Genomic DNA, 14,871 nt, shown 5'->3' with positions numbered 1-14,871 from the left:
TGTCCCAAAACCGCTGCGCGCTTTTGGACGACATGCATTAGTCCACCGGCTTCACGTCGTAAGCGAGCGTATATTTGTCGCCGCGCGGGGTGTAGGACACGGTCTTCTTTGCGCCCAGCACGACGTTTTCGTAATGCATCGGCAGGAGCCAGAGGTTGTTGAAGGTCTCGGTCGACAGTTCCTCGAGAAGGGGCGCGCGTTCGGCTTGATCGAGCGTCGAACTGGCCTTGGCCAGCACCTCGTCGATCTTCGGATCGGACACGCCGCCGCCGTTATATCTGCCGGTCCCCTTTTTCTCGTCGCGCGTGGCGACGAGCGCAACAGTCGGATTGGTGGTTTCGCCGGTGTTCACACCCCAGGAGCCGAAATAGGTGCTGTAGGTGCCTTTTGAGTAGGCTTCCGAATACATCGACCAGGGCAGGACCTCGACTTTCGATTTGATGCCGATGCGCGTGAACATCTGGCCGACCGCCTGCAGAACTTCGGCATCCTTGACGTAACGGCCAGAGGGGCCATGCAGGGTCAGGCTGAAGCCATCGGGATAACCGGCCTCGGCCAGAAGCGCCTTGGCGGCGGCGGGATCATAACCCACCTTCTCGACTTTTTCGGAATAGCCCGCATAGCCTTGGGTGACGAACTGGTCGGCCACCGTGCCGTTCTTCTGCATGACGCGGTCGACGATTGCCGGCCGGTTGATCGACATCAGCATTGCACGACGCACCCGTTCATCCTTGAGCGGGTTCTTGTCGAGATCGGAGCCATCCGCAGCCTTCACGAAAGGTGAAACATCGCGGCTGACATCGAGGCCAAGATAAACGAAGCGGGAAGACAGGCCGTTGATGACTTGCAGATTATCGCTCGCTTCCACGCGTGCCATTCCATCGGCAGGAAGGGTTTCGACAATGTCGATCTCGTTGGAGAGAAGCGATGCCAGACGGGCGCCGTCATCGGGCAGGAAGCGGAGCGTGACGTTTGACCAGTGCGAGGGGCCAGCGAAATAGCTGTCATTGCGCTTCAAGGTCAGGTTGCTGCCTGGCGAATAGGAGACGAAGGAATAGGCCCCGGTTCCGATTGCACACTTGCCGTTGTCGAAATCCTGGACCGGCGCCTCCTTGCAATCGGCGCTGATAATGCGAATTCGGCTGACGGAATTCAGCAGGATCGGATCCGGAACCTTTGTCTGGACGACGATGGTATAGGGATCCGTGGCCGTGACATTGACAATATTGCGGGTGTAGGAAGCAAAGCTCTGGCTGGGCTTGTCGCGGGCACGCAGAAGCGACGCAATGACGTCATCGGCGTTGAACTCGCTGCCGTCATGGAATTTCACGCCCTTCCGCAGCTTGAATTCCCAGTGGGTCGGGTCGACGACCTTCCATTCGGTGGCGAGTTCCGGGGCATTTGCCGACGTTCCCGTGAGGTTTATGAGGCTGTCCCAGATATGGCGCGAGGTCGCATTGTTTGGCGCCGAACTGTCTTCATGGGGATCCAGCGTCGTTGGCGTCGTCGACATCCCGATCGTCAGCGGGGTTTCCTGTGCGGCGACCATTGCAGGAATAGCGATCGTTCCGAGCAGCCCGATCGCTGCCCGCGTCAATATTTTTGCGGCCATTTCTTCCATCCCGGTTTAGCGTTTTTGGGCCGACCTTGCTTGGTCGGTACGAGCGGGTTCCCGTCCACTCTTGACACAAATTGGTAAGGGGGCCTCAAGGGGGCTGTCAAACGGAAAACAAGCGCGTTACGGTAGGCGTAACTTGAAACTATGCCAATCCTTCAGCCTCGGTCGCGGAGAAAATTCTGGTCCCATGGACAAAAGACAATCATCAAAAAGCGATATTGTGCAATCTGTTGATGTCTGCATCGACGTATTGCTGAATGTCGCCAAAAACCCGGACATCAGACTGACTGAGGTGGCGCAGAACCTTGCGGAAACCAAGCCGAGAATTTTGCGCATGTTACGCACACTGGAACGGCGCGGCCTAGTGCGGAAGAGCGATACAGGCACTTATCGGCTGGGGACGACTGCGATCATTCTCGGGACTGCGGCCTCGACACAGGTTGATCTGGTGCGAATAGCCAATCCTATTCTTGAAGAAGTCGGCCAGAAGGCGAACGAAACGACCCAGCTCAGGATCATCGACAATGGGGAATCCCTGTGCATTGCAAAGTTCGAACCGATGCGTGACTTGCGGGTTCAGGCGATGATCGGTCGAAGGCGGCCGCTCACGGCCGGCTCGTACAAGGTGCTTCTCGCCTATCTCCACCCCCAGGTGCAGTTGCAAATGATCCCCGAGACTTTGCCGCGGCTGACCAAGCGCACGATCACGGATCGTGGCAAGTTGGTTGCTGAATTGGATAAAATCCGCCGCCAGGGATTTTGTGTGAGTTATGGTGAAGTCAGCGAGCAACTCGTCTCCGTCTCAGTGCCGGTTCTGGCATTCGACGGATCCGTGATCGCCGCGGTGAATGTCGGCGCCCCGGCCTTTCGCACGCAAAAAAGCGATGTCGATCGCTTCATCGTTCTGCTGAAGGAAGCCTCCAGCAAGATATCGGCTCGGCTGGGATGGTAGAGCTTTTCGTTCTGCGCCATCGGGCCTTGTCTCTTCGGTTCGGCGCCCATCAAGGCGAGCCAACGCAGCTTGTTTCGTGCCAGGCCCGTCCTTTGAGCAAACTCAGGGGAAAAGATCGGGGAGTTCGGAGCGTGCGATGCGTTGCAACCTGACCGCTTCTGCCATGTCTATCGAGCGGTAGGGAAACCGCAAACGGGTGCCCACGGGTCCCCAATTGCCGATCGCACCCAAAAGCTTGTCGAGAGCGGCGTTCGAATAGCCGAATTCCTGGCGAAACGGGACGATATGCGCGTCCATAAACGTGCAGATGCGTCGCTCCAGATCGAGTCCGGCGTCGATATCGTTTCGCATCGAGACCGTCCAGGTCTGAGCACCGCGGGGACTGAGGCAGGCCACGTTTGAAAAGGAGCCTGCTGCCACACCTTCCTTGGTGCCGGTTGCGAGATGATGGCCTGGGACGAAGAGCGAAAGCCCGGACAGATGCCGGCGTGCCTCGGCATACCAGGAGGCGTCGCCATCGGCGAGCTTGATGCCGATCACCTCAGGCACTGCCGCGCAGACCATGCCGAGCTCCCTTGGCGCCAGCACGCGTTTTGCATGCGGCGGGTTGTAGAGGATGAGCGGAATGCCGTCGGCAACCTCGGCCACTCGTTTCAGGTAGTCGACCGCTTCGGCATCGTTGAGCGGCCACCAGTCCGGCAATATGACCTGAATCGCGCGGGGATCGAGCGCGGCGGCGCGGCGGACGCGATTGAGCATGATCAGCGGGTCGGGCTGGCAGGCGCCGATCACGAATGGCGTTGAAGATGCCTTGCAGCGTTCGGCCAGCATTGCCTGGATCCTGTCGAACTCCGCCTCCGTCTGATTGTGGAATTCGCCGGCAGTGCCGTTCGAATAGATACCATCGACGCCGGCATCGATGAGGATGTCGATCTCTTCGCCGAGCTTGTCGAATTCGATGCTGTCATCGGCCGCGATCGGTAGAAGCAGGCTCGCCCAATTTCCGCTGATGGCGGGATGCGGCGTCTTCGCAGTCATCTGTTTTTCTCCGATGGATGACGGATCAGTTGAGGTCGTCGCGAATGCAGGCCTTGAAGTGGCCGGGCGCGATTTCCCGCAATTGGGGAACGGCGGCGGCGCAGGCCTCCAGCGCGCTCGGACAGCGCGTGCGAAAAACACATCCGCTCGGCGGATTGGCCGGACTTGGAATATCGCCTTTCAGGATCTGCCTGTTGCGGCGGGCATCCGGATCGGGCGACGGAATCGCCGAGAGAAGCGCGCGCGTATAGGGATGCTGCGGTCTCGCATAGAGATCGGCACTGGGTGCGATTTCCATGATGCGGCCGAGATAGAGCACGATCACCCGGTCGCAGATATATTCGACGACGGCAAGGTCATGCGAGATGAACAGCATGGTCAGGCCAAGCTGCTGCTGCAGGTCGCGCAGTAGGTTGATCACCTGCGCCTGGATCGACACGTCGAGCGCCGAGACCGGCTCGTCGGCGACGATGAATTCGGGCGACAAGGTCAACGCACGGGCAATCCCGATGCGCTGGCGCTGGCCACCGGAAAATTCATGCGCGTACCGATTGATCGCATCGGCGGGCAGGTCGACCTTTGCCAAGGCCGACTGCGCCCGTTCGAGCCTGTCGCGGGCGGTTCCGATCCCTTGGATCTTCAGGCCTTCCGTCAGGATCTCGCCGATCGTCATGCGCGGCGACAGGCTGGCGAAGGGGTCCTGGAAAATATACTGCATGCGCGGCCGTTGCCGTCTGAGCGCCGAGGCGGAAAGTGCCGTGAGTTCCGTCCCGTCGAAACGGACGCTGCCTGACGACGGTTCGACGAGGCGAAGGACGGAACGCCCGATCGTGGTCTTTCCGCTGCCAGATTCGCCGACAAGCCCGACGACTTCACCCTTGCCGATATCGAAGGAGATGCCCTCAAGAATGTTCAGCCGCGTGCCGCGGGAAGTATAATGTTTCGAAAGGTCGCGGACGGAGAGCAGCGGTGCGCTCATCTAGATCTCCTGCCATCTGATGCAGCGGCTGCGGTGCTGCGGATTGACCTGTTCGAGCGCGGGAACGGCAGCGCGACAGGCTTCGATCGCGAATTTGCAGCGCGGGGAAAAGGCGCAGCCGCTCGGCATGTTCATCAGGCTCGGAACCATGCCGGGAATGGCCGCAAGCTTTTCGCCGGCCTGTTTCATCCGCGCCGCATCGCCAAGGCGCGGCATCGAGGCAAGAAGACCCATCGTGTAGGGATGCTTGGGATTGCGAAACACCTCGCCGACCGGCCCTTCTTCGACGATCCGGCCGGCATACATCACCGCAACGCGATGGGCGATTTCGGCGACGACGCCGAGATTGTGGGTGACAAAGAGCATGGCCATGCCGCGCTCGCGCTGCAATTTGAGAAGCAGGTCGAGAATCTGCGCCTGGATCGTCACGTCGAGCGCCGTCGTCGGCTCGTCGGCGATCAGCAGCGCCGGATCGCAGGCGAGCGCCATGGCGATCGTCGCGCGCTGCCGCATGCCGCCCGACAGTTCGTGCGGATATTGGCCGGCACGGCGTCGAGCGTCCGGTATGCCGACGCTTTCAAGCAACGCGATGGCTGCATTCATTGCCGCCTTGCGGTCGGCACCGCGATGGATGCGGATCGGCTCGCCAATCTGGTCGCCGATGGTGAAGACGGGGTTGAGGCTCGACATCGGCTCCTGGAATATCATGCCGATGTCGTCGCCCCTGATCCTGCGCATGCTCTCTTCGTCGAGGGAGACGAGATCGCGGACCACGCCGTTGCCCGTCGCAAGGCGGATGCTGCCTGCGGCGATCACGCCGATGTTGCGGGTCAGCAGCCGCATGACCGACAGGCTGGTGACCGACTTGCCGGAGCCGGATTCGCCGACGAGCGCAAGCGTCTCGCCGGCGGCAACGGTCAGGTCGATATCGTTGACCGCCGTGATCTCGCCGCTGCGGATGCGGAAGATCGTTCGCAATCCCTTGATGTCGAGCACGGGTTCGGCGGTCTGTTCCATCAGCCGGCTCAGTTCAGCAGGCCGGTTGCTCGCAGGATCTCGTCGATCCTCGCCGTTTCGGCATCGTTGAGGGAGGCACGCGGCCGCGGCATGACGGCGGAATCGATGATGCCGAGGCTGCGCATGGCGGTCTTGAAGGCGCCGATGCCGGCTGCGCCGCCGCTGACCCGGCCCTGCGCGACCCACACGATTTCGAACAGGCGGCAGAGGCGCTCCTGCTCCTTCTTCGCGGCGACCCAGTCGCCGCGCTGGGCAGCATCCCAAAGGCGGACATAGCCGTGCGGATCGACATTGGCGATACCGGGAACGACGCCATGGGCGCCCATCAGCAAGGCAGTGTCGACGACGATCTCGGAGCCGGTCATCAGGAAGACGTCCTTATGTTCGGCAAGGTCGAGCAGCGCATAGCGGAAGTTGCCGTCGTCGCCGCTGGAATCCTTGAGGCCGATAATCGCGCCTTCCCTGGCGAGCGTGACGACGGTCTGGCGCTGCAGCTTGACGTGAACGCAGACGGGAATGTCGTAGGCGACCAGGGGAACATCCACCGCGTCGCGGATATAACGGAAGTGATCGAGGATCTCGGACTGGCTGGTGACGGTATAGAATGGCGCCGTCACCACGACTGCATCGGCGCCGGCCGCCTTTGCAACCTTCGCATGGGCGATGACGCGATCCGTGGTCGGATCGATGACGCCGACGATCAGCGGCACCCGACCATTCACCACCTTGGCCGAATGGTCGATGATGTCCCGCCGGGTCTTTTCGTTATGGAAGATCACCTCGCTCGTCGAACCGAGCACGAATACGCCATGGCAGCCGGCATCGATCAGATGCTCGAGCACGCGTGTATAGGATGGGTAGTCGATGGTGAGATCCGGATTGAGCGGTGTTACGACGGGGGGGACGACACCCTTGAATTTGGTCATTTTCGCTTCTTTCGATTGTCAGTTCAGTTCGGCACGCGGGTCGAAGGCATCTCTGAGGCCATCGCCAATGAAATTGATTGCCAGGACGGCAAGGATGAGCGCGGCGCCGGGGAAGAGCCATTGCCACGGATATTGTTCGAGCACCGCGGTCGAGCGGGCCGCGTTCAGCATGTTGCCCCAGCTTGCCGCCGGCGGGGCGATGCCGAGACCGAGAAAGGATAGCCCCGCCTCGAGCAGGATGGCATTGGCGATCTGAAGCGTTGCATAGACCACCAGGATATCGATCGAGTTCGGCAGGCCGTGGCGAAAGAGCAGATGTCCGATGCCGGCGCCCATGCCGCGGGCGGCCATGACGAAGTCGCGTTCGCGCAATTCCAGCAGCCGCGAGCGGATCATGCGCGCAAGCAGCGGCCAGGAGAGCAGCGAGATGACCAGCACCGTCGGCCAGATGCCGGTGCCGGCAATCGAAGCGAGCACAAGCAGGAAGATGACGGGCGGCAGGGTCATCACCAGATCGACGAAGCGCATCGAGACGGCGTCCGTCCAGCGTCCTGCAAGCGCCGAGATTGCCCCGAAGAGAAAACCGATGACTGCCGAAAGCGCGGTCGATGCGACAGCGACCAGCAGCGAAATCCGGCCGCCCTCGAGCACGCGCGCGAAGACGTCGCGGCCGACGCCATCGGCTCCGAACCAGTGCGTTGCCGTCGGGCCGCTATTCATGGCCAGAAGATCGATGTCGTTCGGCCGGAAAGCCCACCATAGGGGATAGGAGAGGATCAGCAGCAGCATTGGCGTGGCAATGCAGACGCCGGCAACAGCTGCGCGGTTGAGCAGAAACCGACTGAAGGCGCGGGCAAGTGGACCGGGGCTCCGGCGTTCGGAAGAGCGTGCCAGCATGATCAACCCACCTTGATGCGCGGGTCGACGACCGCATAGGTGATGTCGGTCAGAAGATTGACGACGATAACGCACGCGCCGATGACGAGCGTCGCCCCCATGATGACGGGGTAGTCGCGGGTCTGCACGGCATCGACGAGCAACAGCCCCATGCCCGGCCAGTTGAATACGCTCTCGATGAAGATGGCGCCGCCGATTGCAAGCCCGATGGTGGAACCGATCAGGGTGACGATCGGAAGAAGCGCATTGCGCAACGCATGCTTGCTGATGACCCAGAACTCGCGAACACCCTTGGCACGGGCCGTGCGCACGTAATCCTGGTTCAGGACTTCGAGCAGCGAAGCGCGCATGTAGCGCATGATCAACGCAGCTTGCGCGACAGACAGAAGTGCCGCCGGCAGGATCAGATGGTGGAGGAGATCGCCCACCGAGAATTCCTCGCCCGGCGTCAGCATGCCGCCTGATGGCATCCAGTGCAGGCGGACGGAGAAAATATAGAGGCCGATCAGCGCGCTGAGGAATGCCGGGCTGGAAATGCCGGCAAGCGCAACCACCGACAAGGAGAGATCGGCAAGCGAATTGCGGCGGACGGCGCCGATCACCCCGAAGGTGATGCCTGCGACGATTGCGAAGGCAAGTGCGGTGCCCATCAAGAGCACTGTCGGGCCAATCCGTGACAGCACGAGACCCAGAACCGGTTGATCGAGACGCTTGATCGAATAGCCGAGATTGCCCGTCAGCGCCTGCTGCAACCAGCCCAGATACTGCACGGGCAAGGGCTGATCGAGCCCGAGGCTTCTGCGCAGATCGGCAAGGTCTGACGGCGACATCGGCAGGTTCGGATCGATATAGGCGTCGATCGGATCGCCGGGCGTCAGGCGCAGCAGCAGGAAGATCAGCATGCTCAGGGCGACGAGCATGCCTATTCCTATGATCAGGCGTCTGAGACTGTATTGGAGCATCGGCAATCCGTCTTGTCGGGCCGTCTTGTTCAGGCCATCTGGTCAGGGTGGCCGAAGCCACCCTCCAGCTTTCCAGGAAAACGCCTATTCGGCGATCGACCATTTCTGCGGGTTGGCCTGGTAGGGACCGCCGCCCGGCGCCGGCGTCCAGACGAAGTCCTTCACCTTGGTCGAGACGATGCCGTAGCGATTTGCCACCCAGAGCGTCGCCCAGGGTAGGTTCGTGTTCATCACCTTGCAGACGTCCTGGTAGGCGGCATCCCGCTTGGCGCTATCCGGCTCGGCCAAGGCACTATCGAGCGCCTTGGTGAGGTCAGGCATGCGAACCCTGGCGACATTCGGTCCGGCCGGAGGGATCTGCTTCTCGTTGAGGCCGACATTGATGCTTCCGGCATCCGGTCCGTTCTGCAGCCCGGCATAAACCAACTGGAACTGGGCAATGTCCGGCGTCGCATTGAGCACGATGCTGTTATAGGTTGGCGCATCGACGGCGCGCGGGACGATGTTGATGCCGACCTGGGCAAGCATCGCCTGAACTGCGGCAAGCACGTTGGTGGCCAGCGGCGTGGTGTAATAGGTCAGAAGCGTGATCGGCTTGCCGCCATTGATCTGGTCCCAGCCGGCTTCCGTCAGCAACTTCTTGGCCTTCTCAGGATCATAGGCATAGCTGTCGATGCCCTGAGGTATCAGCTGTTCGGCGACATAGGCGCAGTTGGCGGGCTTGGCCGCGCCGCCGTAGAGGCTCTGGATGATGGCATCGCGATTGATCGCGTACATCACCGCCTGGCGGACGCGCACATCCTTCCAGAGCGGGGATTCGTGGTTGAAGCCGAGATAGTTGACGACGAAAGAGTTGCCTTCGATGACCTTGAAGTCCTTGTTGTCCTTGAAGGTCGGCACGTCGTTGGAATCGACATAGGTGAACTGGATTTCGCCGGATCTCAGCGCCGCGATCGCCGCAGCCGGGTTGGCGAAATAGCGATTGATGACGCGTTCCAGTGCGGGTTTGCCACCGCGATAATCGGTGTTTGCGGCAAGTTCGACATATTGATCCGAGACGTATTTGGTGAATTTGAACGGACCGGTGCCGATCGGAGCGGTGGACCACCAGGTATTCTTCGCTAATTGGTCGGCCGGAATCGAGGAGAGCGCATGCTCGGGCAGCATCATCACCTTGGTCATCGTGTCGGGAAAACTGCTGCTCGGCGCGCTGAGCTTGATGACAACAGTGTGCTCATCCGGCGTCTCGACCGACGATATGCCCTTCAGCCGGGCAGCGAGCACCGAGCCGGTTTTCGCATCCATCGCAAGGCCCATGGTGAACTTTGCGTCCTTGGCGGTGAACGGTTTGCCGTCATGCCATTTGGCGTCCGCCAGCTTGAACGTGTAGGTCATCTGGTCGGAGCTGACCTCGTAGGAGCTTGCCAGCGCGCCGATAACCTTCTGCAGCTTCTCGTCATAGGTGATCAGCGGTTCGTAGTAGACGCTGAGCCAGGTGAAGCCGGCGGTCGCGGCGAGCGGATTGAAGTTGCCCTGGAAGCCTCCGGGGCCGACATCGAAGCCACCCGACAGCGTGGCTGCCTGAGCCTCAGCTGCTGCGCCCGAAACGACAAGAGCCGGAACGGCAGCCGTCGACAGCAGAGCGCCAAGCGCAATAACGGATAATCTAGACAGTCTTTTCATGTGTTCCTCCCACGTTTGAACTTGTCTTGTTGTTGGCAATCACCCGGGCGATGCCCTCGTAGTGACGATCCAGGCGCCTGCGCGCCTCCTCCAGATCTTTTGCCTCAATCGCATCGACGATCGCGGCATGGTCGCGCCACGTCGCCATCGGATCGGCATTTTCAAGATTGACGAAATCCGATGCCTTGTAGAAGGCGAGCCAGAAGACATCGATCAGCCGCACGAGCGTTTCATTGTCCTGGCAGCGAAACAGCAGTCGGTGGAACAGCTGGTCGTCTTCCGCAAAGGTTTCGCCCCGCTCGGCATGGGCGCGCATCCGATTGACCGTGGCGCGCAGCTCGGCGATGTCCTCCTCGCCGATCACGTCGATCGTTTTGCCGATCAATCCCACTTCCAGCGTACGCCGGATTTCGAGGACCTCCTCGATCTGCCGCAGGGCGCCGCCGAGGCCGTAAGCGAGGTTGTCGAGAAGCGGCTCGAAGGAAAAGGCCTTCACGAAGATGCCGACGCCGCGCCGCGTCTCCAGCACGCCGAGCGATTCCAACGCCTTGATGCCTTCCCTCAGCGAATTGCGGCTGACACCGAGCTGGGTGGCAAGCTCTCCTTCCGCCGGAAGCAGGGTTCCCGGCGCAAGGCCATTGTCGTCGATATAGGCGCGCAGACTTTCCTGCACGGAGACATGCAACAGCGGGGCGCGCGTCAGCGGCTTCATCGATTTCAATGTCATGCCCCGGTCACTTTCCCGCATCGTCGATAAGATGGATGTTACATATCGACTTGTAGGATATCTGTCAAATGGGCAAGCTCGGACGGTCGACACCAAACCGGCTCGAAGCCGTTTAAGGCGGTCGTTTTTGGGCACCAGAAGGACAAACAGGAACAGCGTACTTTTGCTGGAATTACTTCATTGGAGGCTTTGATCGACCTCTGGAGAATGGACCACGACCCGGTTGCGGCCGGTCTTTTTGGCAAGGTAGAGGGCCGCATCCGCTTGGCGCTGCATGTGCTCTGCTGACACGAGTTCACCGTTTTGCATCAATATCGCTATGCCGATGCTGACAGTGACCCAGGGACCGACGCGGGAGGTAGGATTTGGAAGAGACGCAGCTTCCACTCGGCTGCGAATTCTCTCAGCGACCAACCCGGCCTCTTGTTCATCGGAGCTTGGGAGAAAGACGAGAAATTCTTCGCCTCCGTACCGGGCGACCTGGTCCCGCTCGTCTCTCATGCTGCTCTGAATGATGCCGGCAACTTTCACCAGGCAACGGTCGCCTTCGGCATGTCCGAGATTATCGTTGAGATGTTTGAAGTCGTCGACATCGCACATCAGCATCGCCGCGCCGCTCGTTCGTTTAAGGTCCTCGTTCCAGAAATGATTTAGCGTTTCCATCATCGAACGCCGGTTGGCGACACCCGTCAGCGGGTCGGTCCGCGCCAGCAATTCCAGCTGCGAGTTGGCGTCGGTAAGCGCCGCGAGCCGGCTTCGATCTCGTAACTCGAGCAAGAAAGTCTTCTGAGCGAAGATGGTGGCGGTGCGTCGGGCAACGATGGTTGCCGCCACCCCGCTGGCGAAAAACAGCGTCCCGGCCAGAGCACTTCCCACTTCGATGCCCGGATTGCGCAGCTGAAACACAAGGTAGATACCAAGGGCGGCAGCACCGATCGCCATCGCCCAACCGAGTGGAACGGGAAATATGATAATGGCAGTGACGGCCACAAAAAGCATGATGGTCAAATGCCGCTCATAAAACTCGCCACCGGTATTGACGCCCACCAAGGCGACCGACAGGAGAATGAGAAAAACAGCAGAGAGGAGGAAAACTCCCTGCACCCACAAAGCGTGCGGCCGCAGGAAGGCTATCGCGGCGACAAGAGCCGCGGGGGGAAGGATAGACGCTGGCCAAAGCATCGACATGACCGTTTCAGCCGGAAGCAAGATCGCGTTGAGGCCCAACGTCAGGACGTCGAGCACGATAACTCAAACCATCCACGCGCGGATGATCTTGGCAGTCCGCGGCCAGGAGCGTTCGCCAAAAAGCTGAGTCAGCTCGCCATTGAGGCGGATATCACGCGTGCGTCCACCAAGCAGGCGCTCGACTTGCTCTACAATGGCCGGGCTCAACCTCTGAAGAGGTTTCCGCGAAGACGCCCTTACCGATTTGATAGGAGCTGTGGTTCGCTCGGTATCCATGTGTCGGATCTAGGGAGCAGACGGTCGGAGACAAGACGAGCCGCGAATTCCGCCCCGAAAGACGATATGCTTGCCCTAATGATTTTGGACCACTTCACGACAGTATGTTGTTAAGTGTGTCACATCGGTTCAAAGTCTCACCGGTGCCGGGCCAAATTTACGGTTCGCCCCATCGAGACCGGCAGATTGACAGTCGTCTCGGTCCGCACTTGGTCCCTCGCACGACAGAACCGCCTGCGTTGGCAATTTACCCGAACAGAACGTTACGGGCCTCGATGCTGAGTGCAACCTGTTCGGGAGCGTCGAACGCAGCAATTTTATCGATTAAAAGATGACTAAAACAATCATCTTATGTTGACAGAGCCAATTTCGCTCCATAGGTTCCGCCCGCATCCGTGACGTAGGGACCAAGCAATGGCGCGTGTTTTTTTGAATGTTTCTAATAATGTATCGCGAATTTATAGAGATAGCCTATTTGTCACGACAGCGATCGTCCTGATCGGCATTACAGCATCGCCGGCATCAGCCCAGAGCGCATCCGCAGATGCCGGCGCGACAGCGCTGGAACCGATCGTCATTCAAGGCGCATCCTCTGATAGCAAGACCGACCGGACGTCCGTTGCCGCCAAGAACAGTTCGGCTGCGACCAAGATCAACACGCCGCTCGTCGAGACGCCGCGTTCGGTCTCGGTGACCACCGAGAAGGAAATCGAGCAGCGTGGCGCCCAGAGCATCATCGAGGCCGTGCGCTATTCGGCCGGCGTGACAACCGGACCGAACGGGTTCGATCCGCGATTCGACCAGATCTTCATTCGCGGCTTCAACGTTACGACGGTTGGCGACTATCGTGACAGCTTGCGCCAGCCCTACATCAATTACGGCATGTTCCGCACCGATCCTTATCAGCTGCAACGCGTCGAGGTGATCAAGGGGCCGGTATCCGTTCTCTACGGCTCGGGATCGCCGGGTGGTTTGGTGAACAAGATATCGAAGCTTCCGACCGAAGAGCCGATCCATGAAGTCGGCATCTCCTACAGCACCAAGGATCGGGCTCAGGCGATGTTCGATTTCGGTGGACCGATCAGCGAAGGGAACGACGATTTTCTCTATCGCATCGTCGGTCTTGCCCGTCACGGCGACAACAATTTCGATATTGCCGACGACCGCTATTTCCTGGCGCCGTCCTTCACCTGGAAGCCCGACGAAGGCACATCCTTCACGCTGTACGGCCTGGCGCAGTCCGACGAGACCGATGCCAATGTCGGCGCGATCACGACCGTCGACGGGAGGATCCTCGACATCAGGGCGAGCGATCCCGACTATGACTACCAGAAGGTCAAGCAGCAGCAGGTCGGCTATCAGTTCGAGCATGAATTCGACAACGGCCTGACCTTCCGGCAGAACCTGCGTTATTCCCATCTCGATCTCAGGGCTCGTTACCTCGGCGTTTCCAGCTGGACCGGGACTGTCGCCCATCGCAACGCAAGTTCGATCCGGGATGAGATGAATGTCTTCCAGGTCGACAACCAGCTCGAGGCGAAGTTCGATACCGGCCCGCTTGCCCATACGATGCTGTTCGGGCTCGATTACACCAATCTCCAGTCGAACTGGGGCTACGGCATCGGGGCGGTGAACTCGGCATTCGATTTCGATATTGCCAATCCGACCTATGGTGTTTCGGGCGCAACGCCGGACTATAACTTCATCGTTGCCGATGCCGATATGCGCCAAGTCGGCGTTTACGCCCTGGACCAGATCGAGGCTGGAAACTGGCGCTTCAACCTCGGCGGACGCCAGACCTGGGTCAACCAGACGCGTGACACGACTTACCCCTCCTTCGGCTTGAACGACTCGGAAGACGTCAACAAGAATGCCTTCTCCTGGCAGGCCGGTGCACTTTATCTCTTCGACAACGGCATTGCGCCCTTCGTTTCCTATGCGACCTCGTTCGATCCGGTGACCAACCGGTCGACATCCGGCAAGATCCTGGAGCCGACGGAGGGCGAACAGTACGAGCTCGGCGTGAAGTACCAGCCGCCCGGCACCGACATCCTGCTGTCGGCGGTCGCCTACCATATCGTCGAAAAGAACAAGCCGGTGCTGGTCAATCCGCTGACCCTTGCCTATGACTCGCTCGGCGAAGTGACGGGAAAGGGCATCGAGCTTGAAGCCCGCGCGGCAATCGCCGACGGTCTCGATCTCATTGCTGCCTACACCTACAATCATTCCGAGGTCACCGGGGGCAATAACGAGGGTAACACGCCGGCCTTCACGCCCGCGCATGTCGCAAGCCTCTGGGCCAACTATACTTTCCAGGAAACCAATCCGTTCAACGGCCTGTCGGTCGGCGCGGGCGTCCGTTATGTCAGCGAGAATTGGACGGATACCGCCAATACCTCGAAGAACCCTTCGAGCTTCTACGTCGATGCATCTGCCGCTTATGATTTCGGCGCGATCGACAAGAACTACGAGGGTCTGACGGCTGCCTTCAATATCCGCAATATTGCCGACCAGCGCGACACGGTCTGCAACGAGGGCTTCTGCTATCTCGGCCAGGGCCGCAACATGACGGCGACCCTGAAGTATCGGTGGTAATATATGGCGGCGG

General features: G+C 60.1%; 11 protein-coding genes and 1 pseudogene. 2 read left to right on the top strand and 10 right to left on the bottom strand.

The window, feature by feature from the left end; translation table 11 throughout:
* Positions 1-37: 37 nt before the first annotated feature.
* A complete protein-coding gene (locus HX899_RS17055) occupies positions 38-1,612 on the bottom strand; it encodes an ABC transporter substrate-binding protein (RefSeq protein WP_181292901.1) in 1,575 nt (524 codons plus the stop codon).
* A gap of 193 nt (positions 1,613-1,805) precedes the next feature.
* On the opposite strand from HX899_RS17055, the gene HX899_RS17050 reads away from it, so the two are divergent.
* Positions 1,806-2,570, top strand: coding sequence for an IclR family transcriptional regulator (locus tag HX899_RS17050; protein WP_181292900.1), 765 nt, complete (start codon positions 1,806-1,808; stop codon positions 2,568-2,570).
* 102 nt (positions 2,571-2,672) lie between these two features.
* On the opposite strand, the gene HX899_RS17045 is transcribed toward HX899_RS17050, so the two are convergent.
* The 9 genes and pseudogenes from HX899_RS17045 to HX899_RS17005 form a co-directional block, all read right to left on the bottom strand.
* Positions 2,673-3,608 carry a dihydrodipicolinate synthase family protein gene (locus HX899_RS17045; protein ID WP_181292899.1) on the bottom strand — a complete coding sequence of 312 codons (936 nt, stop codon included), beginning with the start codon at positions 3,606-3,608 and terminating at the stop codon, positions 2,673-2,675.
* A gap of 25 nt (positions 3,609-3,633) precedes the next feature.
* Positions 3,634-4,587: an ABC transporter ATP-binding protein gene (locus HX899_RS17040; RefSeq protein WP_181292898.1), complete on the bottom strand. Its 954-nt coding sequence runs from the start codon at positions 4,585-4,587 to the stop codon at positions 3,634-3,636.
* The gene (locus tag HX899_RS17035; protein ID WP_181292897.1) at positions 4,588-5,604 is read right to left on the bottom strand and encodes an ABC transporter ATP-binding protein; all 1,017 of its coding nucleotides are present in this window, start codon (positions 5,602-5,604) and stop codon (positions 4,588-4,590) included.
* An 8-nt stretch (positions 5,605-5,612) separates the two neighbouring features.
* On the bottom strand, positions 5,613-6,530 hold the full coding sequence (locus HX899_RS17030) for a dihydrodipicolinate synthase family protein (RefSeq protein ID WP_181292896.1): 918 nt from the start codon (positions 6,528-6,530) through the stop codon (positions 5,613-5,615).
* An 18-nt stretch (positions 6,531-6,548) separates the two neighbouring features.
* Positions 6,549-7,427: an ABC transporter permease gene (locus tag HX899_RS17025; RefSeq protein ID WP_181292895.1), complete on the bottom strand. Its 879-nt coding sequence runs from the start codon at positions 7,425-7,427 to the stop codon at positions 6,549-6,551.
* A 2-nt stretch (positions 7,428-7,429) separates the two neighbouring features.
* Positions 7,430-8,389: an ABC transporter permease gene (locus HX899_RS17020; protein WP_168253851.1), complete on the bottom strand. Its 960-nt coding sequence runs from the start codon at positions 8,387-8,389 to the stop codon at positions 7,430-7,432.
* Positions 8,390-8,473: 84 nt separating this feature from the next.
* Entirely contained in the window at positions 8,474-10,072 is a 1,599-nt protein-coding gene (locus HX899_RS17015) for an ABC transporter substrate-binding protein (protein ID WP_181292894.1), read from the bottom strand.
* Positions 10,056-10,799, bottom strand: a complete 744-nt coding sequence (locus HX899_RS17010) for a FadR/GntR family transcriptional regulator (RefSeq protein ID WP_003550551.1) — start codon at positions 10,797-10,799, stop codon at positions 10,056-10,058. Before HX899_RS17010 ends, HX899_RS17015 begins: the two co-directional genes overlap by 17 nt.
* 177 nt (positions 10,800-10,976) lie before the next feature.
* A pseudogene (locus HX899_RS17005) lies at positions 10,977-12,263 on the bottom strand (GGDEF domain-containing protein).
* A gap of 414 nt (positions 12,264-12,677) precedes the next feature.
* Between HX899_RS17005 and HX899_RS17000 the strand changes: the two are divergent.
* Positions 12,678-14,858 (top strand): TonB-dependent siderophore receptor, encoded by a 2,181-nt coding sequence (locus HX899_RS17000; protein WP_181292893.1) that lies wholly within the window; start codon positions 12,678-12,680, stop codon positions 14,856-14,858.
* The last annotated feature ends 13 nt before the right edge of the window (positions 14,859-14,871 follow it).

The sequence above is a fragment of the Rhizobium sp. WYCCWR 11146 genome (assembly GCF_013591995.1).
Lineage (GTDB): Bacteria > Pseudomonadota > Alphaproteobacteria > Rhizobiales > Rhizobiaceae > Rhizobium > Rhizobium indicum.
This window is presented reverse-complemented; position numbering and strand designations above follow the sequence as displayed.